Source organism: Trichocoleus sp. FACHB-262, assembly GCF_014696035.1.
Lineage (GTDB): Bacteria > Cyanobacteriota > Cyanobacteriia > FACHB-46 > FACHB-46 > Trichocoleus.
On sequence record NZ_JACJPK010000114.1, the window covers coordinates 1 to 23,238 of the forward strand.

General features: G+C 42.9%; 18 protein-coding genes. 1 reads left to right on the forward strand and 17 read right to left on the reverse strand.

Annotated features, from left to right (window positions below):
- Positions 1-226: 226 nt before the first annotated feature.
- The 9 genes from H6F68_RS27720 to H6F68_RS27760 all read right to left on the reverse strand — a co-directional run bounded on the left by H6F68_RS27720 (position 227) and on the right by H6F68_RS27760 (position 13,862).
- Positions 227-1,882 carry a hypothetical protein gene (locus H6F68_RS27720; protein ID WP_190564109.1) on the reverse strand — a complete coding sequence of 552 codons (1,656 nt, stop codon included), beginning with the start codon at positions 1,880-1,882 and terminating at the stop codon, positions 227-229.
- Between the two features lie 23 nt (positions 1,883-1,905).
- Positions 1,906-4,323, reverse strand: a complete 2,418-nt coding sequence (locus H6F68_RS27725; protein ID WP_190564111.1) for a glycosyltransferase family 1 protein — start codon at positions 4,321-4,323, stop codon at positions 1,906-1,908.
- A 136-nt stretch (positions 4,324-4,459) separates the two neighbouring features.
- Positions 4,460-5,884 (reverse strand): hypothetical protein, encoded by a 1,425-nt coding sequence (locus H6F68_RS27730; protein ID WP_190564113.1) that lies wholly within the window; start codon positions 5,882-5,884, stop codon positions 4,460-4,462.
- Between the two features lie 43 nt (positions 5,885-5,927).
- Positions 5,928-6,317, reverse strand: coding sequence for a tetratricopeptide repeat protein (locus H6F68_RS27735; RefSeq protein WP_190564115.1), 390 nt, complete (start codon positions 6,315-6,317; stop codon positions 5,928-5,930).
- Between the two features lie 131 nt (positions 6,318-6,448).
- The gene (locus H6F68_RS27740) at positions 6,449-7,648 is read right to left on the reverse strand and encodes an alpha-1,2-fucosyltransferase (RefSeq protein WP_190564117.1); all 1,200 of its coding nucleotides are present in this window, start codon (positions 7,646-7,648) and stop codon (positions 6,449-6,451) included.
- 16 nt (positions 7,649-7,664) lie between these two features.
- Positions 7,665-10,244 carry an O-antigen ligase family protein gene (locus H6F68_RS27745; RefSeq protein ID WP_190564119.1) on the reverse strand — a complete coding sequence of 860 codons (2,580 nt, stop codon included), beginning with the start codon at positions 10,242-10,244 and terminating at the stop codon, positions 7,665-7,667.
- A gap of 17 nt (positions 10,245-10,261) precedes the next feature.
- Positions 10,262-11,731: a sugar transferase gene (locus tag H6F68_RS27750; RefSeq protein WP_190564121.1), complete on the reverse strand. Its 1,470-nt coding sequence runs from the start codon at positions 11,729-11,731 to the stop codon at positions 10,262-10,264.
- A 139-nt stretch (positions 11,732-11,870) separates the two neighbouring features.
- Positions 11,871-12,638, reverse strand: a complete 768-nt coding sequence (locus H6F68_RS27755; protein WP_190564122.1) for a WecB/TagA/CpsF family glycosyltransferase — start codon at positions 12,636-12,638, stop codon at positions 11,871-11,873.
- 24 nt (positions 12,639-12,662) lie between these two features.
- Complete coding sequence (locus H6F68_RS27760) at positions 12,663-13,862, reverse strand: glycosyltransferase family 4 protein (protein WP_190564159.1); 1,200 nt, start codon at positions 13,860-13,862, stop codon at positions 12,663-12,665.
- Positions 13,863-13,966: 104 nt separating this feature from the next.
- Here H6F68_RS27760 and H6F68_RS27765 point away from each other — a divergent pair, with 104 nt between their 5' ends.
- Positions 13,967-14,791 carry an FkbM family methyltransferase gene (locus H6F68_RS27765; RefSeq protein ID WP_190564123.1) on the forward strand — a complete coding sequence of 275 codons (825 nt, stop codon included), beginning with the start codon at positions 13,967-13,969 and terminating at the stop codon, positions 14,789-14,791.
- Positions 14,792-14,935: 144 nt separating this feature from the next.
- Here the strand turns inward: H6F68_RS27765 and H6F68_RS27770 are convergent, their stop codons facing one another.
- Genes H6F68_RS27770 through H6F68_RS27805 form a run of 8 tightly spaced genes read right to left on the reverse strand, consistent with a single transcriptional unit; the run spans position 14,936 to position 23,195 of the window.
- Positions 14,936-16,132, reverse strand: a complete 1,197-nt coding sequence (locus H6F68_RS27770; RefSeq protein ID WP_190564124.1) for a DUF563 domain-containing protein — start codon at positions 16,130-16,132, stop codon at positions 14,936-14,938.
- 31 nt (positions 16,133-16,163) lie between these two features.
- Positions 16,164-17,045, reverse strand: a complete 882-nt coding sequence (locus H6F68_RS27775) for a glycosyltransferase family 2 protein (protein ID WP_190564125.1) — start codon at positions 17,043-17,045, stop codon at positions 16,164-16,166.
- 18 nt (positions 17,046-17,063) lie between these two features.
- On the reverse strand, positions 17,064-17,966 hold the full coding sequence (locus H6F68_RS27780) for a glycosyltransferase family 2 protein (protein WP_190564126.1): 903 nt from the start codon (positions 17,964-17,966) through the stop codon (positions 17,064-17,066).
- A 22-nt stretch (positions 17,967-17,988) separates the two neighbouring features.
- The gene (locus H6F68_RS27785) at positions 17,989-19,209 is read right to left on the reverse strand and encodes a glycosyltransferase family 4 protein (protein WP_190564127.1); all 1,221 of its coding nucleotides are present in this window, start codon (positions 19,207-19,209) and stop codon (positions 17,989-17,991) included.
- Positions 19,206-20,063 carry a bifunctional 2-polyprenyl-6-hydroxyphenol methylase/3-demethylubiquinol 3-O-methyltransferase UbiG gene (locus H6F68_RS27790; protein ID WP_190564128.1) on the reverse strand — a complete coding sequence of 286 codons (858 nt, stop codon included), beginning with the start codon at positions 20,061-20,063 and terminating at the stop codon, positions 19,206-19,208. Before H6F68_RS27790 ends, H6F68_RS27785 begins: the two co-directional genes overlap by 4 nt.
- A gap of 29 nt (positions 20,064-20,092) precedes the next feature.
- Positions 20,093-21,028 carry a glycosyltransferase family 2 protein gene (locus H6F68_RS27795; RefSeq protein ID WP_190564129.1) on the reverse strand — a complete coding sequence of 312 codons (936 nt, stop codon included), beginning with the start codon at positions 21,026-21,028 and terminating at the stop codon, positions 20,093-20,095.
- Between the two features lie 13 nt (positions 21,029-21,041).
- The gene (locus H6F68_RS27800) at positions 21,042-22,349 is read right to left on the reverse strand and encodes an ATP-binding cassette domain-containing protein (protein ID WP_190564130.1); all 1,308 of its coding nucleotides are present in this window, start codon (positions 22,347-22,349) and stop codon (positions 21,042-21,044) included.
- Positions 22,350-22,364: 15 nt separating this feature from the next.
- Entirely contained in the window at positions 22,365-23,195 is an 831-nt protein-coding gene (locus H6F68_RS27805; protein ID WP_190564131.1) for an ABC transporter permease, read from the reverse strand.
- Positions 23,196-23,238 lie beyond the last annotated feature (43 nt).

Genomic DNA, 23,238 nt, shown 5'->3' on the forward strand with positions numbered 1-23,238 from the left:
ATGCCATTGAGATACATTTTGATGCACAGTTGCTTGATGTCATCGGAGTAAGCCCAAGGACGGTAAGACTCGAGAAATTGGCGACCACACTGCTTGCACTGATAGCACTGTCTTCCGCGACGGTGACCGTTTTTAGCCGTGTGAGTGGAGTGACATTGAGGACATTTCATACCTTCATTGTGCCAAAGCCAGCATTACTCTTTCAGCAACGCCAGAATTCTTTTGCCTAAATAAGGTTCCAGCCTTCTGCATCTATTTGAATAACTTGCTTCTTGGTAGCTTCTTCTGGGGTTAAAGTTGGAAGGTGTTGCGCTCCTACCTTCATAACGGCTTCTTCATTAGTACTATTTAGAATGATTCGAGCTTTCATGTGAGATAAAAAAGCTGACCATTCCTCTTGAGTTAGTGGATGAAGTAGCGAGATCTCCGGAGCATCATTAATATCTAGATCTTCTTGAAATAGAAGATTCATCAAAATGCTGGACAAGAGTACATCTGCGTCATCTGTAGAAACTGCATGAGTATCAATAAAGAGAGCAATGTGGTTTCTGCTAGGATGAAGCACAATAACTCGAAGAATACTTTCTAGCTCTGTCGCTACTACATCTTCTGACTGAGACCAGTCAGGAAAGACAATTAGGTTAATGTTCCTGAGCTTTGTGAAGGTAGAATCATCGACCAGTTCTGTTGGTTGGATTTCGATCCGTTGCTCTGGGGACTGCTCGTTTCTTTGTAGGTTTGAACTGGAGCCAATGACTTGTAGAAATCTCAGAGCTGTTGGAACAGGACCGTAGTTTGCGATCGCCCACTGCCTACCTTCTACTGAAATTCTCTCTAAAATTTCTGGTTCATCCGTAATGCGATCGACAGTAGCCTGGATATCCTGCAAATCAAGTCCAATGTAATGCTGCCAGTTCTGCGGCATTACAGGTAAGGAGACTCCATATTTTTCAAAGTCCACATGAAAGGTGACACATCCAGCAGCCAAAGACTCCCAAAAACGCCAACTGTCCCACCATTGTAGAATCTGCTCCCCTGTAAAAGGATTCAAAATCATGCAGCCTCCAAACCCTGCACAAGCTGCAGACTGCTTAAGGCGTTGGTAATAACTTGGGTAATGGCGACGACCTGTTTGAACCCATTGCAAGTGGTGGTAACTATCTGTAGCAGGGTCATTAAAGCTATCTACCGTGCAATCCCCAGGTAAAATATCCTCTACTAAAGGAAGCAGCTGATTATGAGCAATTTGTCTAACAGGATAATCAAGCTTGAGAAATGCCTCAGGCACTGTTAGCACTCCCTGCGGAAATTTCATAGAAAGATTGAAAAGCTTTAATACGTCCTGTTCAACTCTAAAATTCACTAATAATCGCCTATGTCTGGAGCTAAAGATAGGAGCATCACTGGTTTCACGTAGAATACGATTAGAAATTCCAAAACACCAAGGTATAAAGTTAGGTGGATATTGGATTTCTTGGCTACAGTGAGTTCTAAAAATAAAATCGAACTTTCTGAACTGTCCGCTCCAAGCGCTGGAAAGAAAACCATCAGAACCATCTAAGTAGACAGTAAGATACTTTCTATCAGGATGGAAAAAGTTTTCAGGCAGGGCAGAATAATAATTCACCCATTGATCATCAAGAATAACAACGGAGCAGTCATCAGGACCTACCCCTCGATCATTGCACAAGAGATAGGTATCATCATCAGTTGAGTTTTTCCAATAATTTCGATTTGAGTAACATTGTATTCCTAGCTGCTGAAGTCCCTCAGCAAGACATACCATAAGAAAATGATAAGATGCATCGCAGCAGAAAAAGAACACTCCATTATTAACTTGATATTGAGTAGTAACTTGAGTGGTTGCAGCCTCAGTAGTCATATCATCACTCTTCGACTTTTCTTCTAAACTCGAATATTTTTAATATTTTGTAGTTCTAAAGATGGAATATTTTCCAAGTCTAGATCTACTAGAGTCTGGTGAGGTACGTCACTTAAGGTAATCCAAAAATTAAGATGTGGCGATAAGATACTCCATTGAATTTTGCTAAGCTGACCACACCAGCTGACCTCTGGGCCCTGGCTTACATCTAGGTCTTCTTCCAGAAAAAGAGCCATTGCAATACCTGACAGAAATAGATTTGCATCTTCTTCTGCAATATTGCTGTTGTCGATCAATAAAGTGATTTGGTCTTTATTGGGATGGGCAGCGATCGCTCTAATAACCTCACTCAATTCTAATTGTAGAGACTCCTCTGGTTGGGTCCAATCGGGAAAAACAACCAAGTTGATTTCATTTAACTTGAGAGGTAGAAGAGTAGCCTCAATTAAGGATGACCTAACTTTCTCAGCCATTTTTTTCCAAGAAAAACTTCTTGCTTGCTCCAAACCTCTAGCAGTTAGAGCTTGACGAACCTGAGGCTTTTGAATATCGCAGAGGGCATTAACTAATCCTTCTACATCATTATCTTGGATATAAAGTGCGGCCTCACCCGCCACCTCTGGAATTGAAGCATTAGGGCAAGTGATCACTGGGCACCCACAAGCCATTGCTTCAACAATAGGTAAACCAAATCCTTCGTATTTGGAAGGATATACTAGTGCAAGGGCTCCACTGTAAGCAGCTCTTAATTCATTATCATCAAGCTGCAACATGTGGACAGTGCTACCCGCTGTGTAATCCCGGAATTCAGTTTCTACTAAGGAATTACTACCCGTGCAGATAACATCAAATCCAGAACGGCTATAAAGTTTTGCAAAAGCTTTGAAGAACAAAATAGAGTTTTTATAACCGCTTCCCGCTCCAGCCAAGATGAAATACGGCTTGAAGATACCATACTTCATTTTGAAATCCTGAATTTTGTCAACAGGTACTGGAGAAAAAGTATCTTTGACACCGCAAAGGGCAACTGTTACAGAACTTGCGTCAATATCTGGAAAGAAGGTAACTAGATCACGGGCTGTATTTTCAGAAATAGTAATATAGGCAGAGGCATGTTGAATGCCATGATGTTTCTGCCGCCACATAGCATGATTGAGATTCCAGTTCATTACTTCTGGAATCATGTCATAGGCCATGAAGACTGAGGGAGTCTCAAGAGGCGTTGTATAGTAGGTGGAAATAAACAAATCTGCGTTCTCTTCTTCACAGATTTCCTGCAACATCTCTCGATCGCTTTCAGCTGCGTTGTAATCGTAGGAAGGAATCAGACGATAATTAATTCCAGAAATTATTGGGGCACTTCTAGCGCGATCGAGGAAAACAATATGTTGTGCGAAGCCAGTCTCAACCCATTCTTCTAATAGGGTTCGCCAAACACGAGCAATACCAGTCTTGTAAAGCTGAAAGAACACACCGTCAACAACAATTATAGGACTTGGCTTTGATGGTTCAACTACTTGCTGTAGTGCTTCCGAGTCTAAAAAGTACCAGGCATCATGATCTGAGTTTCGTTGGGCAATTGGCATCACCCTCATTGATTCTGCAGTATCTACCATAGTGTTATCGTGCACCCAAGAGAAATGTTGACGCAACATTATGGGAAAGCGGTTTTGCTCTTGCAAGCTCTGCCATTTTGAGACAGCATCTTTATAGCCGTAGTACTGCTCCTTAAACTGCAACTGCTCAGCAGTAGTATAGGCAAAGTGCTGAAAAACTAGGCCTTGTTGCTCTGTCTCTGCATGGGAAAACGGATTAGCAGCAGCGACATTGCTCCATTGACCATCGGTTGATGGTTCCATAAGTACAGGTGGTTCATGAGCAGCCCACTGAGCCCCTGGCTTAAATCTCCATGTTCGCAACCATTCCTGCTGAGGATTTTGTGCGTAGCAGTTGCGGGTACTAATAAGTAAACGCTCACCCACAAAGTACCAACACCAATAGAATGCAGCTGTTTTTTCAGGGTTTTTTATGAACATCCTCCTGGCAGTGTCAATTTGCTCCACTGTCCAGAGTTCGTCAACATCTACTTGCCATAACAAACACTCTTCCTGGATATTACTCAATGGTGCATTCACCATTTCAAGCTTGCCATCCCAGAATGAACCTTCTGTTTTACGGTAAAGAGTTATGTTGTCTGGATATCGCTGAACCAACTCATCTAAATACTCAGATGTACCATCTTTGCTTAGACCATTTCTATGAATCTCATCTGTGATTTGTCCACCTAGGGGTCGACTCCAAGCGGTATCGTGCTTGAGATCTGCCACTCCTTCAACAATATGCCAATGCCAATCAAAGGATAGCTGATTAAATACGTTGATATGGTAATGAATAAAAGGCTTGCCATTGAGAACAATCGTAAAAAAATTTATTTTTAACATAATAGTTAAATAAATAAAATATTAATGACATCCAGAATTCAAGCCTGCTATTTTTATATTTTTCTGGAAATCAATCCTTAGCTCAAGAAGGAATATAGCTAAAAATCTGATAACAGGAAGGATTACGAAAACTCACTTAAAGATTACATGTAAATTTCCCTTGGTATTTAGAAAATAAATTATTGGTGAATTCTAATGCATCTACAGGCTCTAAACTAAGAATCTTTTCGACATTCGAATTCCAAGGAAATTTGTCTCTTCGATCAGGCTTATTGAGATATCCTATTTCGTAGGCTAATTCTGGTGTGAGTGAAGGAACAGGACTTAGCTCTTTAGGAATGAGAAAAGCATTATTATAATGTAGTTCTACAAGAGCATAATCATACCGCTCGCATAGTAGTGCCAGTTGAGAGATACTTTGGCCGTAGAAGTGATCGTTCGTCCAAACATAATCAGGTTTCCATAAAACTGTGAACTTTATTGGTGGTGGAATTTTCTCATTGATCTCAGCACAGATTAGAGAAGGACGAAATTCTTCTAGCATTCTCTCTAAAACAAAGTAGTCATAACCATCAATATCAAAGCTTAGGAATCCAAAGTCTTGGGGCACTTGGTGTGACTTGAGAAGTTCAACTACGTTCTCTGGTGTAACAAAACACTTACTAAGACTTGTACTGTCAAATTCTCTGTATGCCAACGCTAAATTTGCAAATTTTTGACTGTCGCATTCAACTGCTAAGCCTGACCATCCTTGCCTAAAAAGAAAGTAAGTATTAGACATTGTAATTCCATCACTTGCTGCTATATCCACACAGTATTTATGTTTAGGATTTAACTTTTCAATAAATTTTGAAATTAACTTTTCTTCATCGAGATAAGAGTATTTTCTTTCAGATGGCTGTTTCTCTATTTTCTGGGGTTCATTAGAGACAATTTGGCTTGCAAATAAAAATGTATCGACGAAACATTCATATTTCCGCAAGTATTCAAGACAGGTTTTAGCCAATTGAATCAAACGTCTATCAACTACATCATAAGCTGCAAGCTCCTGAAAAACCTGCAGTAGAAGGTGACTCTCAATATTGGTATTTTCTGATCTCAGCAGTTCTTCCAAGGATCCCAAAATTGCCAAAGTACTTGTTTCAGTTAATGAGAAAATGCCTAATCTTATGGATGAGATGATAGTACACAAAAGATTATTGATATTGTTTGGATCCAGCTCTTTGATATGACTTCTGATAACCCAAGCAAGATGATGCTCTCCGATTTCTTCTTGGTGTTCTGCAGCAACTTGCAATACATTAACTAATTCTCTCGTCCATAAATCAATCTGTTTTGTGTCACCTTCAATCATTCCTGTCAGCCAAGCTGCTTGAGCTTCAATTTCATCCCCTTTCAATATATATATTAAACCTAGATACCAATATGGAAGTTTATGAGTTGGATTTGCAGTCAGTTCTTGTTGGCAACAGTACATTGCCTCTTCATAGCCATTTTGAGCTAACAGTTGTTCTAGTTGTTTTTCCCAAGCAATTGATTCGTTTGAAACTTGGCGATTCATGACAATTCAACCTAAATATCTAATGGGAAATATGACTGCTGATTTATTGATTGGTTTTAGCTTTTGCCTGTAACAGCAAAGCTTGATAGTCTTGGCGACTTGGGTTTAGTTTGACTAGCTTCTCCAGAAGAGGTCTGGCTTCTACTGAATTATTCATTTGTAATCGAATCTTAGCAAGCTCTTCTAAAGCAACTTGATTCTCTGGCTCTCGTCGTAATACAGATTCATAGCCTTTAGCTTGCATCTCTAACTTTGGCTCCTGTGAACTGTCTGTGGTAAGCTGATGGGAAGGGTCAGAGGAACTGGTGAACATATGAACTGTGCCCGCTACAGTAGAACCTAAAAACGAAACTATTGATACTATGGCAAGAGCCTTCTGAAAGCGCCGAATTCTCTGGCTACGAGCTTCACCATATTCCTTAAAAGTAGTCATAGAAGTCTCCTAACAGCTTTGATTCTACTGAATGCTCTTAGGTTACCCACTTTTTTGTAGAGCAGTGCAAGTATTTCTGCGGTTATTTAACTTTTGGAAGTATTTACTACAGTCCAACGTTTCATATCTGTTTAGATGATACGTTTGGTATTGAATTCAGATAGTGTCAACGTTGGGAGGCTACCTGCCATAGCGTTGGCGATCGCCTGCTTATCTTCATGCTCAAGGTTTAAGCAAGCATGGATACGGGGAAGGATAAACTGCCATTGCAGTGGGTTCAATCCACCCATAAAAGAAATCTCTGGGCCGTCTTCCAGATCTAGTCCCTCTTCTAAGACTAGAGACATCGTGATACTAGCCAAAATTGCATTAGCATATTCAGCATTGTGACTAGTTGTATGAACAAGCAGATTAATTCGCTGTTTGTCAGGGTGAGCCAACGTAGTTCCTAAGATCTCTGCTAATTCAACAGCAAGAGAATCTTCAGGCTTGGCCCAATCTGGAAACAGAATTATATAAAAGATGCGGTTGCTGTCCAAGACTGGTTCACTGTCCCAGGGATCAAACGGAACGAGTGATTGAGTGGCTGGATTGGGGCGGAGAAATTCTCGACTACGCAGATTTAATAAACAAGCTGCGAATGAGAATGAGCTATTAGAAATGGCAACAATGTCGCACTGGCTAAGAAGATAAAAGTCAGGATAGAACGTTGCTTCCGGCAATTCTATTTCTAGTTGGCCTGTGGTGATGGGTTGGTATTCAGCAAAGTCTGATATAACATTGTCCAGCTCATCACTGGCAATAAATAACATTGGTTTGTCAAGAGTGGGCCATATTGTTTGTAACCACTCTTGATACCATACATTGGGCGCAACAAAGAAACTGCCTTGACTCTTGGAAAAGTCCCCCCGACGTAGATGTAGCCCAACAATTGTATTGCCTCGACTGCGAAGCTCAGAAAGACCTGATAGTATCTGAGACTTCACTTCTGCAACAGGCTGGAAGAGGGAGCGGAGGTACTCTTTGTATTTTGAATAATGTTTGGTGTGGTAGATAAAATTACCAAAAAAATCGATGTTCTCGTAGGGTGTCTCAGTATTCAATAAATGCTCAGCTGCTATCCCTTGAGGTGGTTCCAACAACATAGGCAACTGTCTAGCTAGCAATGGATCATCACAGCCAAAAAGATACCTACCAATCCAATCAGGCGTCTCAACCTGCAAGTTATATTTTTGAGCGTAGATTTTGAGAAATGCATATTGAAATAGTTGATTACCAAATCGTCCATGTTGTCCCAAGGTGGACATAGTTATTACGGGTTTTTCTGGCATAGAGATTTGGTGGGCTTTAGGGATTGGGTGACAGGGTCTGTAAGAGAGAGGTGCGCTGTTCTTGTAACACTGTATCTAGAGTAGGAAAGTAGATTAGCGATCGCAGCAATTCAGGGAAGAGGTTACTGCTCGGAATATTCTCAACAACAGTTAGAAAATCTGTTGATAGCGGGCCATCGATGTGACGGCTGAGTACTCCAAAGCCAGTGCGGGTGCGGCGATACTGACGACTTGGGGCGTTTTGTTTGAGCCATTCATCAAATGATTCTGAACGATTTATGCTATCAACCAAAGCTTGAAGAAGTTCGGGGGGTGGGCTGCTTTGTTCTGCTTCTATCCACGCTTGTTGCAAGAGAGGTAGACGTTGAGCAGGGGTAAGCCAAGCGGCGATCGCTAGTTTACCTGATGAATTAGGCAAAGATTGTAATTGTGGCTCTACAGTTTTGCCTTCTGCTAGTTGCAGGATAACTTGACTTAGCAGGGTGCCGTGGGTGTCCCAATCTGCGTGAGCGGCTTGAAAATTACCACGCCACCAATTCACCCCACCCCGTAATTGATAGCAGTAGGTGCGAACTGCTTCTGACTGGGTTATTTGTAATAGTTCTGTGCATTTGGCTGCGACACGATCCAGCATGGGTATATAGAGAGGCTGAAGGGTAGGCGATCGCCAAACAGGACTAGTAATGATTAGTGGATCGCGTAAGGCTTCCAAAGCCACTGCTTCTGTAGCCAAATCAATTTTGCCTTGAGCTAATAAGCTAAGCCCTAAGCCATAAAATACCCCTCGCTTAGCGGGAACAAGCTGGGCAGAGCGAATAAACTCTTGGGTTGCTGCTTGAGGATTTTGGTTCAATAAGAGCCAAGCGAGATTGCTGTGACCAAATTCTTGGTAAGGAGACGCTTGAATTCCTTTTTGCAGCCAAGAAATTCCATCAGCTTGAAGCTGGTTTTGCTGTTGGGGGTCGTTAGTTTGCAAACTTAGATTCCCCAAGTTCCAACCTAGCTGGTAAGGATAATAGGGTTCCCAAGGTGCTAACTGAGCAGCTTGACTAAGACGCTGAACAAAGCCAGGTATGTTTTCTCGGCTTAGGGCAATAAAACCTTGACTCGACAGTTGCCAAGCCCGATGAATCGGCACCAGCCAGATGCTAACTACGAGAAGCAGACCCAACCCAGCATAAGTTACGCCTTGAGCAGCTCGTCCTGTAATTGAAAATTTAGGTAGGGCGATCACTGGGGTCTCGGCGAAAGTCTCGCGAAATACAGCGGCAAGGATAGCGATGAAGAGAACTAAAGTGCCAGTGATGCAAACATTATCGAGCTGGTAGTCGGTCAAGCTACTGACCCCATAGCCCAAAATCCCTGCCAAGACACTCCAAACGAGAACTTGATCTGAGTATTGACTAGAAGCAGCATTAGATGAGATTTTACTTAGCCAGCGAATGCTTAAGTACGTCAGGAGAGCGATCGCAATCAAACTCGTCCCAATTCCCCACAAACCTAGTTCAGCCCAAATTTGGACTGGAGTACTGTGGAGTTGGTAGGTTAGTTCTGCTTCTTGGCCTGCCCATCCAGGGCGATATTGCTGATAGACGATCGGGACACTACCAGGACCAGCCCCCAAAATTGGGTGAGCGATTCCCATCTGCCAACCTGTTACAGCAGTAATTATCCGATAGGCAAAGTCGCCGCTAAGTTGACCGCTGAGTATGGCAGTGATAGCAGTTTTAAGGCGATCGTTGGTGAGTGCTGACAGGCTCAAAAAAGCCAACATGAAAAGGCTACCTAAACCTAGCCAAAGGCGTGGCAGAGAGCTACGGAATAGCAATAGAACAAAGCCGACAATACAAAGCGCTGCAAGTCCTAACCAGCCCCCACGTGAACCCGTGGTGTAAAGAGCAATCAACCCCAATCCTACTCCTGCCAACCAAAGCCAGCGTTGCCTTCCGGTTTGGAGGAGGCTCAAAGCCAGGAGCAGGGGGAGAGCTAAGAGGAGATAGCCTGCTACATAGTTGGGATGACCGAGCGGTGCCCAATTGCGTAACTCTAACGTTGAGAGGTTTAGGGGAAGATTGACTCCAGACTGACTTAGCGTTTGCAGCCGATTCAGTTCAGGCAAGATGGTTTGGGCTAGCCACAAACCAAAGCTCACGACAATGAAGGCCAGATTTAAGTATCCTTGCCATACTAGTAGGTTGTAGCGATCGCGAGGAGTTTGAACTTTATAGTTGAGTGCATACAAGCCAGCCAGAAAGCACAAGGCGGCCCAAGTATACCAGCGAGCTTGGACCGGAAACTCAGCGACCGTAGCTGAGGCGACTAGACCAACCACAGTCAAGCCTGCCATCGCATCTAGGCCATTGCCCAACCAGAGCCATTCCTGCCGATGCCAGACCATCCACAAAAGCCATAAGGGTAAGCAAGCTAAACCCACTTGCCACAGAAATACCCAAGGCCATGAAACAACAAGAGTATTGCTGTCAGGTAGCAGCGTGAAGAGCACATAGAAACACGCCACCAGCAATCCTAAAAGTGAGCCTTTGGGATTGGGAGTTTCGGACGGGGCTGGTTTAGTCAGAGGGCGATCGCCAGTCATGGGCTTGTATAAAGAATCTAGTAGGCACCTTTACCAAACAAAACAATGCGGCAAGTTTCCACCAAAATGTCGAGGTCGAGATTGAGCGACCAGTTGTCAATGTAGTAAAGGTCTAGGCGGACTGCATCACTGAAATCGGCAATATCAGAACGCCCTGAAACTTGCCACAACCCTGTAATACCAGGCAGAACTTGATGGCGAATGTGATGCCAGGTGTCAAAGCGTTCCACATCTCGGAGAGGCAAAGGACGAGGGCCGACCAGGCTCATCTGACCTAGCAAAACATTAAATAGTTGGGGCAACTCATCAATACTAGTAGATCTCAAGAAACGACCCAGGCGAGTAATCCGAGGGTCATGCCTGATTTTGAACATGACTCCGCCTTTAATTTCATTACACGCTTCCAACTGGGCCTGTAACGTTTCGGCTTCAGTCACCATCGTGCGAAATTTCCACATCTGAAAGACCTTGCCATGCAACCCCATTCGTTCTTGTCGGAAAAAGATTGGGCCTGGAGAAGACAGCTTGATCGCGATCGCCACTGCCAAAAAGAGAGGCGACAGAAGAATCACTCCTACTAGTGCCCCCAAGACATCCATCCAACGCTTCAAGCCATACTCTAAACTGCTTAAAAAACGCGGTTCGACTCGCAAAGTTGGTAAGCCAGCAAAAATTTCGGGCAGACCACGACGATGTAACATATCCACGCTAGAAGGTAATAAGCGCAAAGTAATGCCCTGACGGCGTAGCTGCCAATAAAGCGCTGAGGCTAGTGCCGTATCAGGTAAATTCTCAACCAACACTTCCTTCGCCTTGGATGCCAAGATGGTTTGTAGCGTAGTCGGAGCGTGAGCCGTAGTCGCCAGTGCCGCCCCAACCACTTGGTAATGTGAGGCATCCTGGCCCTTGAAATTTAAACGCTGTTCTAATACATGGGCTAAAGCTGATAAGCGATCGCCTGGGGCAATCAAAAAAACAGGAATGGGAGACTGGCTTTGCTCAAACTGGCGCAAAATCAAAGTTGCTAAGAGCCGAAAACCAATCACCAGCCCCACGCTACTAAACCAAGCCGTAAAAAATAGCGATCGCGGTGGATCAAGCTTGGGATCATAAAAATAACCCATCACTAGGGAGAGCAAGTAAACCATGCTCACCAACTTGCCAGCGCGGAGGTAGTTTTTCCATTGCGTTGCGGAAGAGTACAGCCCTCCGTAAGCAAAAAACAGCAATGTTGCAGCGGCAAAGAACCAAAATAGACTCGGCAAACCTAACCAAGCCCACCAATTCAGCTCCGGCGGTAGAGGCGAATAAAATTGATTCAAATGTGCCGCAATCTGCCAAGCAATTCCCAAGGCCAAGACATCACTGAGCAGTAGCACCAGCATTCGGTACCCTTGCCACCCCAAAAGGTGCGACAAGTTCAACTTGCCAGGAGCACGAATATCTAGCTTCGGACCTTTGTAAGCTCTGCCAGAAAAATCAGTCATAGCAGTCCAGGGAAATTGCGGAGATGCAGTCAGAAGTTGCGCCAGCTATCACTAATCTCATGGTGAAGAAATGATGAAGCAGCAACTTCACTCAGTATTCCGCAAAATTCACATAAACCTGACAGATAGAAAAATTCAATTATTTGAGTTGCAGCCAGTGTCGTAACAACTGCCAACCAGACAAGATGACAAAAGCGGGATTATTGATACAGTAGCGTTGCCACAACCGCCCTGGTTCTTGAGCAAATCGGTATAACCACTCCAACCCGACTTTCATCATCCAACGAGGAGCTTGAGCTACTTCTCCACTATGGAAACTAAAGGCTGCGCCCACGCCGATCATGACAGCAGCAACTTTGCTTTGTTGACGAGCCATCCATTCTTCTTGCTTGGGACAGCCCAAACCGACAAAAACGACAGTAGCCCCAGACTCATGAATCCGCTGAACATCTGACTTCTCTTCTTCTGGAGTCAGAGCCCGAAAAGGAGGAGCGTAACTACCTGCGATCGCTAAACCCGGAAATTGCTGGGTCAGGTTGTGCTGCAACTTCTCCAGCATTGACTCAGTCCCACCATATAAATAGATAGGTATTTTTAACTGAGCCGCGCGATCGCACCAAGCCAACATTAAATCTGGCCCATAAACTCTGGTTTGATCTTTAATTCCTAGCGATCGCAAAGCCCAAACCAACGGCATCCCATCTGGAGTCACCAAAGCCGCCTGATTAATAATTTTCTGGTACTGCCGCTGCCAATAGGCCGTCATCACTACATGAACATTGGCAGCAACAATGTAGCAAGAGTTGCGAGCTTCAGCCCAAGCTTGGATGCGATCGCAGGCATCTGCATAGCTAGTAGCATCAACACGACTACCTAAAATAACTTGAGCAGGAAGTTTAGGGAGCACTGGCTTTACGAGAGGTCTATTGCATTAATCATGCCAAACTTCTGAGCCACCCAAGACACGCTGATAAGCTTGTTCAGTCCGAAGGGCAATCTGCTGCCAGGTATAGCGGGCTTCTACCTTACGTTGCCCTGCTAAACCCATCTCCTCAGCAATAGTAGGGTTGCCAAGTAAATCACAGATACTGCTAGCAATCTGGCTGGGGTCTTGCTCCACTAAATAACCATTGACTCCATCTTCAATCACCTCAGCCACGGCAGGAATGGAACAACCAATCACAGGTTTAGCAAAGCTCCAGGCTTCGGTGTAAACACCCCCAAAACTCTCCTGGCTCGAAGGTACACACAACAAAGTACAAGCCGCTAAAGCATTGGTTTTCTCTTGTAGATCTACTTTACCCAAGCGATGAATTCGAGGATCACTATTTTGAAAATCACGCTCAGATTGCTTAACGGCTGGCCCAATAAAGACAAAGTGAGCATCAGGAAATTTTTGCCAAACTAAGTGAGCTGCCTGTAAAACTTGCTGGTATCCCTTGTAGCGGTAATGCTGCCCTAGAAATAAAACCATTGGGCCTGTGATTCGATGTGTTTGTAGAAATGCAGCAGCATCAGCTTGAGGCGCAAGAATCGGTCCTATACCTGTAACTGCAATCCGCTCCTGTCGAACTCCCAAAGCGATCAAAGTCTGTTTTTCTGCCTCTGTCAGAGCAATCACAGCATCTGCAAGCTGGTAAAGCCGAATGTATTGCTGATAGCGCCAGCCTACCCAACAAGGATGGTGGGCAGGGGTGAGTACAAAGGGAATATCACACTGTCGAGCGCTTCTCCAAGAGGCGTAGGTGAGCCCCTCTCGACCAATGCGAACGTTGTGGATCAGGTCTGCTTGCTTAGCGAAGGGCTGGAGTTGATTAGTAATAACCTGAGCAATGGAGGGCAGAGCCACCCCCATGAACGGGTAATATAGCGGTAGCCAGGGAGCCATGCAAAGCTTGGCGACCCAACTAAAACCGAGGCGGTGAACAGGAATGCTGTCAACAACATAGTCATAGGGCTGGGTGTGGGCATTGAGAGTGGTGCCGGACAGCCAATCGGTGCGGTTGTGGTTCCAGAAGGTGGCCACCTGGATCAGATGATCGGCCTGAAGCTGCTGGGCCAGCAGGTGCTGGTGGAGTTGGGCCCCGCCAATGTAAGGGGGATAGGCGGTGAGGGTGTAGAGGAGGTTCATCAAAAATAACTTACACTTGCACTCTAAGCGATGGATAGCTTTTCTCCAACTCCCTCCAAAGAACTGTCCGGAGTAGCGTATGTAGTAAATTGTTCGCAGATAAAATGATTTCTCGCTTCCTCATCTTCTTTTACAATTTCTGGCACGGCTATCTGCATCTGAAAGGAGCAGGGTTACTCGTTCGTTTCTTTGTGCCGTTCCTGCCGAGTCTGCATCACTTTCGTCTCAATCTACCTGAAGGGCATTCAATATTCGTAGACTTTCGAGATGTTTCTGCGACCTACTGGCTAAATCACCTGCTGGGAGACCGTTTTGAAGAAGAAGGACTGCTTGCAGCAATTGTAGCTCAAACACAGCAGAACACAGTCATCTGGGATATCGGGGCAAACTGTGGTTTATTCAGTTACCGTATTGCAAGAGAGACAGAAGCCAGAAGGATAGTATTTTTTGAGCCCAATCCTGCTATGTTTGACCTTGCACAAGCTGCAACCGAACCATTTGAAAATATCCAAGGTTTGTCGTGGGCACTCTCCGATAAATCTGGATCAGCTGCCTTGACAGTTCCCGAAGGAGGAAGCACCACCGGCACCTTAGAGGCAGCCCGGACTGATAGATCAGGGAAAATCGCACAAATTGAATGCACAACAGGTGATCAACTTGTACAGGATGGGGTACTTGAAGCGCCCGACATTATAAAGATTGACACTGAAGGGCACGAAGTGTTCGTAGTAAAAGGATTGATGGGTATTATTAGCAAGTTCAGACCCACGATATTTCTTGAACATATCAGCATAAGTGACGAAGAGGTCATGGACCTAATACCGGAAGGCTATGAGATTTTCTCAGTCAGTGATCATGACGGTTCCTTGACAGTAAGCTTTAATAGAAGCATAGGGCACAACTCCGCTCTAATACCGAAGAATATATAACAAAACACCGAACATATTTCGGAGGCTATAGCTCCGTAAATAAGCAACCTCTGGAGTTGGTATGGAATTAGTTAAAATCTTCCAGGTTGAACATGGTGGTAAATGCAGCTAAAAGATGCTTATTGAGGTCTATGCGTTGGAGATCTACTCCTTCAGACTTTGATAAATCGAAATAAATGCGGCTGGATTGCCGACATCAATATCTAGATTGCCAGCAGCGAGATTATGCTCAACTGGCTCCATTAGAGGAAAGGCGATTGGCATATATCTTGCACCAACCAGTGTAGCCAACCGCCAGAAACACCAATGTAGATATTTTGTGTTAAAAAGCTCTATGACCAGAGGCTTTCTGGAGCAGAAAACCAAGTTTGCCAATCCAGCCCCATGAGGGGCAAATATTTCCTGGGCATAATAGAAGATATTTATTTGGTCTCGCCAAGGTAAATTTTCCAGATTGATGCGAGTGTAACCTTGAGCCTCGAAAAGTTGAAATATAGCATCCTCATTGATAATTCTCCTGCCGCGTGCTGACTTGCGGGAAATAAATATTTTCTCTGGATAGTTTTTCGTTGTAGAGATGAGAGATTGAACAGCTTCGGTTAATAGTTCAACTAGATACAGGCTGGGCTCGCCTGTAGGGGCTATATAAGAGGGCGTAATTAACAAATCACACTCGTAGTGTTTTGCTTGATCGAGAGGAAGTATCTTTTTATTTTCTAACCCTAGTGCGCGGAGGGCTTCTCGATTAATTGCTGTGTCTCTTGAACAGACGATCTGATCGAAAGCAGGAATGTCTGGCAGCAAATAACGGGGCAGTTCGTCTAGCAGCCAGTGATAATAGCTACGGGTTTGCCAAGAGGCAACTGCAAGCGTGCTTCCCGTGAGAGGCTTACTCTTATGAATAGGTTTTCTACATAGGTAATGAGAATCAATAGGAGAACTGAAATCCAAAGAGAGATCCCGAGCCAGAACAGTTCCGTCAGGTGAAAACACTGCTCCGTCAGAATAAATATGCCCACCGGGAATTGCTGTGATAGAAACAGGTGGATATCGCGAATGGGTAAAATTTGAGAAAAAATTAGCGATGTTTGGATTGTCAGTTAAGGGAATTTCAAACCTCCGCTCATCTTCTCTACGGATTATTATCTGGTAGCCTCCTGATGCAATAGCGATTTCAGATGCAAGACCACAATGGATTGGGCCGCGAGTGAGAAATAAAGTAGGGCCATCGTACGGCTGATAGGATAAATATATTTTTTTCAGTGTTTTTTTGAGCAAAGAAGTAATCGATGAGTAATTAAGTGCAATTCTCCGGTAAAAACTTATGATTCTTGCCTCCATTTGCTTAGTGTCCTATAGGACAAAAAAGACATTATTCAAGTACATCTAGATTTTGCTGTTTTTTGGGCTGTGAGATAATAAGCCAGCTCCATTTGACTAGCCATTGAATTGATTTCAATGAAAACAGCCCAACCCCTCGCCAAAAGCCGTATTTCTCGGTGTTATAGAAAAATTGAGTTGGGCAGTAGTAGAGTGACTTCTTATTAAAAAAGAACTGCTTAAAGGCTTGGAGCAGAGATGCATTTGGTTTAATTAGGTTTGAAAAATCTTGGATTTCAGACTTGACTGTACCTGAATGATAGATGCGCGCATCTCCCAAAATGGAAGCTGAAAACCCAGCACGCGTTGCCTTCAAAATATACATACTGTCCCCATGATAGTGAGGGAAGCGATGTGCGTCAGGTAAGCCAATATTTTCTATGATATGAGTTGAGAAACAAACACAATGTCCGCTCATTTCATCAACATCAACAATCTCACTAGGCCTTGCCATTACTGGTATTCGGCCTTTAGCTCCAGACTCATATAGTGTGTTAGTTTCTAGAAAATAGCAAGCTGAACCCGTGATGACTCCTGGGTTCTTACAGCTATGTTCTACTAGTAAACGAAGGGTTGTTTCTGCCGTTATGCAGTCGTCATTCAGCCAAATGATAAATTCTGCTCCCTTTTGCTGAGCATAGTCCATTCCTTTGCTAATTGCCCCCGTCCACCAAAGGTTGCCATCTCCCCTCAAGAGAGTTACGGCAGGATACATTGCTGAAATCGCTGCCTCAGTTCCATCAGTAGAACCATCATCAATAACAATGGCATAGTACCTGTCTAGGTCACCATTCTGCTCTAGATTCTCTAAGCACTTTAAAGTAACTGATTTGCGGTTGTGGGCTGGAATTATAATAAAAACTGGTTTTTTCAAGAAATCTCCACTTTTGAACTAGAGCCAAATTGTATCTTTTATATGCTTTAGTCTTTTAATTAAAGTTAATGGAAGTATCCAACGAATAATTGTAAATAAAACAAGATTTAAATAAACTCGAATAAAAGGAATGATTCCTAGTAATCCATAAAAGCTTTTACAATAGTTCCAATAGGAAGGTGGATATAAGTTTGATTTTAGAGAAGATAATAGTTTCCAGCGATCGCTCATTGGAATTGAGCTTAATGACCAACCCTCCTCTAAGGGATTAAATCGACATACTGCTGTTGCATTGCCTAATACTGTAAGTTGAAATCCTACCTTTTTTGCCTGCCACGTGTAGACGATATCTGCTAGCGTATGGGGCAATTGTGCACTTGGAGGATAGCCGATTTTATCTACGATTGATCGAGGTAGACAAACTAAGTTTCCACTCATACAATCACATTCAAGCTCTTGTTCTTGAGGGGTATGAATGAGTTTAGTAGAAAAAAAATTTTTAACTTGGCCTCCATAGGTCGGATGCTCAAAATTTGATGTGTCATAGCATTGAGCACTAACTAGTTTATTAAGTCTTTGTGAGCATGCTGCAAGTATTAATGGAATTGTATTCAAAGAAGGAAATGTGTCGTCATTTAGCCAAATGAAATAGTCTGCTCCGCATTCGCAGGCATATTTCATACCTTTGTGAATAGCTCCCGTCCACCACAAGTTACCATCACCCTGAAGGACTGTGATAGTAGGGTAAAGGCTACAGATTGCATCCGCAGTACCATCGGTAGAACCATCATCTACCACAATAACTTTATATCTTTGGAGGTCACCGATAGCCTGGAGATTTTCTAGGCAGGATAACGTAATATTCTTCCGATTATGCACTGGAATGATGATGTAAACACTGCTCTCCTTAGTTTGATTCATAAAAACTGAAAAATTGATGGAATTAATTGTCTAAAATCTTCTCATATAGCTCAATATATCTTTTTGCTTGTAATTCTAACGAGTACTCTTGTAAGGCGATCGCACGGCATTTCTGACTCATATAGTCGCGTAGAGCTTTATCTTCTAACAACTGGATAATGCCATTACAAAAGTCCTCAACATTATTAGGTTCTGCAAGATAACCTGTTTGGTCCGGACGAACTAAATCTGGAATACCGCCCACTTTAAAGGATACTAATGGGGTACCACAGGCCATACTCTCTTGCAACACTAATCCAAATATGTCTGCTTGTGAGGGAAATACAAAAATATCAGCAGCGGAATATGCGACAGCTTTGATACGATCGCCGCTAATATAACCTAGATTAAAGGTTGGTATATCTACAAGTGATGATATTGTCTCTCCTCCATCTCCTAGAGTAAGCAGAACAGTTGTAGCCTTCACTTGTGCAGGTAGATTTTGAAGCGACTCTAATAAAAGGTTGGTACCTTTACGTGGGTCTTGTAGGTTTTGAGCTCCAAGCATTAAGACTTTTTTATCTAAGGGAATTCCTAATACAGTACGACATTGAATTGGGTCGAGAGGTTGGTATGTTTCTATATCAATGCCATGAGGAATATAGTGGATGGGAAAGCGAGCAAGCATACTGCTAGAAATTTGCTTGGCCAACCACTTGCTAGGAGCAACTATAACTAGATTAGAAACTCCATAAATCCAATTCTTTAGCCACCACTCTAAACGACTGCTGTCCGTTTTAACCTCTGGCATGATACTCAGATCTGGACATTGACCACAACCAATTTTCCAGCGATCGCAGTTATAGCTATAGACACAACGTCCAGTAAAACTCCACATATCGTGCAAAGTCAGTACTGCGAATTTATGTTTGGTAAGTTTGGGAAGCGCTAAGTAATTAAAATAATCACCATGTAAGTTATGAAAGTTGATGATATCAGCTTCCTGATAAAAACTATGTTCTGGGATGCCAAAAGAATTAGTAATGTTTATATAGTTAAGACCCAATCGCCAAGCAAACCGAGAGGTAACGCTTTCTGCGTAGCGTCGGCGTGAAATTATAGCAACCTCAGCACCACTCGTTTTGGCAACATCAACTAGTAAGCGAGAATGCACACCTTGAGCTAGTAAACCTTGATGTAAACGGTAACCTGCGATCGCCGCCCCACCGACAATGTCTGATTGATTGATATGCAAGACATTCATGCTTTTCTGGGACTTAAAGCCTTATCAATAGTCTTCTTAAAAAAACGTGCTATTTGCAAAAAAAATGGATTTTGTAAGATTGGAAAAAGCAGTTTAGACAACAGCTCAGTCAGCCTTATCATAAACCAGTCCAATGTTTTATCCTCTAACTTCTGATATACCAATGCATGGCTACCTTCGCAACTTTCAATGATTTCTAGACCCATTAAATTGGTGAAATAGTTAAAGCTATACCGTAGATGAAAGGTCCTAGGCAAGTGACATTTAATTACAGGATAAAAGCAATTTCCTATAATTAAATATCCATTGGGTTTCACCGATTCAATCATCTCTGATAAAAGTTTCAGAGGGTCAGGCACATGCTCTAAAACGTCAGTACTGACCAAGCAGTCATACTGGTTCTTGATGGAGCTCACAAAATTAATATTAGGATATGCTTCTATCTGTCTCAGAGCATACTGGTGAGGAAATGGCTCATAAATATCAATATGTAAATTCTTATTTTTCTCTGAGATAAAACGAGTAAGAGTACCAAAGCCTCCGCCATAATCCAGAATGCTAATTATAGCCGTATTTCCGGAAATCCAGTCAGCGATGGCACTTCTATGCTGTATAGAAAGCTTATGGCTTTCAATAAATAAACCATTCAATAACCAAACTGGATGCTTATAAAACTCTGTAATTTCAGGTAAGTTGATCTTATTGGAATCACAGTCTAACTCATCCCAAACAACATCCATTATCCTCCAAACATCTTCTAGCTCTGGAGGATTATGTTCAGATATTAATAGTAACCTTTCAATTTCCTGGTAGTCTTTTTCTGAAATTTCTAGCTTGAGCAGATCAAGTTTCATGGGAGAAAGAATTAAAAAATAACGACTTGCTAGTAACTTCTTAGCTTGTTGCTTTGGAGATACTTCAAAAGTACTGAGTACTTTAATTTACTCATAAAAGCTTTAAGTTTAAACTCTGTGTTGAACATGTAACGGGCGGTGTGTGCATCAGCCTGCTCATTTCTAACAACAAGTAAGGGATGTGTAAGATCTTGGATCTCAAATGTAGGTAAATTGGCAAAAATGTTTTTCTGCTTAGTATGTGTTGCATCTGAGCGAAAGCCGATATTGGAAACTAAATTTAACTCAGGTAATATTGATAAGCCGTTCTGAGACCAACAAGCATAAGTCCACTGATAGTCCCATGTATCTATCCTGTCATTGAAGACATGATCAAAAATATCAATCCAGTATTTCTGCTCACGTCGAGAACCACAAATTAGCTTAATGTAATCAGAACTTTTATATTCAGGCCAAGTACTCATTTGCACGTCGTAATGCCGCCATGCACGCCGCCAAGATGCCCAGCCCCAAACGTGACTATATTTGGAAAAGAAATAACTATAATTAGTTCTTTTTTTGCCACCCTGAAAATTATTGCCACTAATATGCATTACTCTTGTATCGTAGCGATATCGTTCAAGCAGGGTCTGACAAAAGTAGAAAAAGGATTGAGTTGGCAGGCAATCATCTTCTAAGATAATTGCCTCCTCAACCATAGAAAAAACCCAATCTAGACCTGTAGAAACACGATATTTGCATCCCAAATTTTCATCTGAAAAATTGGTTAGAACTTCACAGTCCCAAGTTATGTTTTTAATAATATCTCTAGCTTGCTGGCATTTTTCAGCTTCCTCTAAGAAACGAGGCCCATCTGCAACAACTAACAGCTTTTTTGGCTTAGCTTGAGCAACAGCATCAAATACTAATCTAGTTAGATCGGGACGATTAAAAACTATTAAAACAACAGGTGTTAAAAAAGACATTTTGATTAAATAATCATATAGTCAAGTTTTTGAAATCAAACTTTTCAAGCCAGTTAGCTTTAGTTAATATCCTACAATGACTTGGCAAACCATAGCTGCCTGTCCCAAAGAAATCTCCTCCATCTACATTAATAGAAATGGCATCTTCGATATAATCAAGAATTTCTTGATCGGCATGAGATAAAAATATAGAACCTCTATATAAACCATTGGCCAACGGTAATTCTCTTAATTCACATAGAATCCTCTTTCTTCCAGGCTCAAAAGAAAAGACATCATTTGTGAAGTTACTTCTTAATAAGAGAAGTCGATTGTTTTTTTCGTCAAAAACATCTAGGCTTATAACTACATTTCCGAAAACTTCATGGGTGTAATTCAAGCATTCAACTTCAAAGAAATAATTTTCTCCAGATCTAAGTGTTGTCTCTTCCTGTCCTTCTTGATTTAATATCTTGATGCCAGAAGCTCTTATTCTCCCTGAACCACTACGATCTGTTCTTGCCTCTAAGGCAACAGTTTGGCTGACGGTATAAGAGTTCTTTAGGTAAACTTGAATAGCTTCCTCTGACTTACTATTTATAGTTAGGCGGCCTGCATCAAGTAGAATTCCACGGTTGCACAAGTGTTCAATTATGGTCATATTGTGACTAACAAATAAGATTGTCTTGCCTTCTTGTGTGACCTTTTCCATTGTGCTCAAACATTTTTTCTGAAACTTGGAATCACCAACTGCTAGCACTTCATCTACTATTAAAATTTCAGTAGCTAAATGAGCCGCAACAGCAAAAGCAAGACGGACGTACATCCCAGAGGAGTAGTATTTAACGGGGGTATCTAAAAATTTTTCTACTTCAGCAAAGTCTACGATTTCATCAAATTTTTTTTTAATCTCAGCTTTGCTCATGCCTAGAATGGCACCATTGAGATATATGTTTTCGCGGCCTGTCAATTCTGGATGGAAGCCTGTGCCTACTTCTAGCAAACTGGCAACGCGGCCTTTGATAGAGATGCGACCTTTTGTAGGTTCTGTAATACGGCTGAGGAGTTTTAAGAGCGTGGATTTGCCAGCACCGTTGCGACCGATGATGCCAACGCGATCGCCCTGCTTAATTTCAAATGACACATCTTTGAGCGCCCAAAACTCTTCTTTTGTAGGTGAGAGGGGTTGTTGAGCAAAAGGATTGAGAATTCGACGGCTTACAGATTTGGCACCATCAGCAAGCACATCTCTCAAAGCTGTGTAGCGCGATCGCCCCTGCTGCTGATGGCCGATGATATATTTCTTGCCTAAATTTTCAACTCGAATGACCGTATCAGACACACCCGTCATTCCTGCCTAAATTACATCTGCGAATGTGCGCTCGGTTTGGCGGAAGTACCAAATGCCAGTTAGTAGCAGTAGCGCGACTAAACCTGTTGAGAGGATAAATCCTGGCCAGTACAACTGAGCCTCACCTCCTAAGATTGCCCAACGAAAGCCATCAATAACACCTACCATTGGGTTGATGGAGTAAATCAAACGCCATTGTGGTGGCACGATGCTGCTACTAAAACCAACTGGAGAGATGTAGAGGCCGAACTGCACGATGAACGGCACAATATAGCGGAAGTCGCGGTACTTCACATTCAAAGCTGCTAGCCACAAGCCTGATCCCATTGCAGCGGCAAAGGCTAACAGAATAAATAGCGGCAAAGTTAAGATTCGCCAGTCTGGGACAAAGTTGAACCAGATCATTAAGGCCAGCAAAATCATGCCAGAAATCAGAAAGTCCACGAAGCTGACGATCACGGCACTGGAAGGCACAATCAGCCGAGGAAAGTAGACTTTAGAAATCAGATTGGAATTAACAATGAGGCTATTGCTACATTCGGCTAGAGCGCTTGCAAAGAACTGCCAAGGCAACATCGCGGCAAAGACTAAAATTGGGTAGGGGGCACCGCCAGACGGCAGCTTAGCCAAGTTGCCAAAGACGATAGTGAACACAATCATGGTGAGAAAGGGCCGAATCAAAGCCCAAGCGATCCCAATTACGGTTTGCTTATAACGGACAAGGATGTCTCGCCAAGCCAGGAAGTAAAATAACTCTCGGTAGCGCCAGAGATCTTTCCAATACTGACTTTCTGTACGACCTGCTTCAATAATGAGCTCTGGTGGATGGGTACTCATAGGTACTCGCAAAGGGGGCAAACTGGGTAGACAAGCGTGGGGG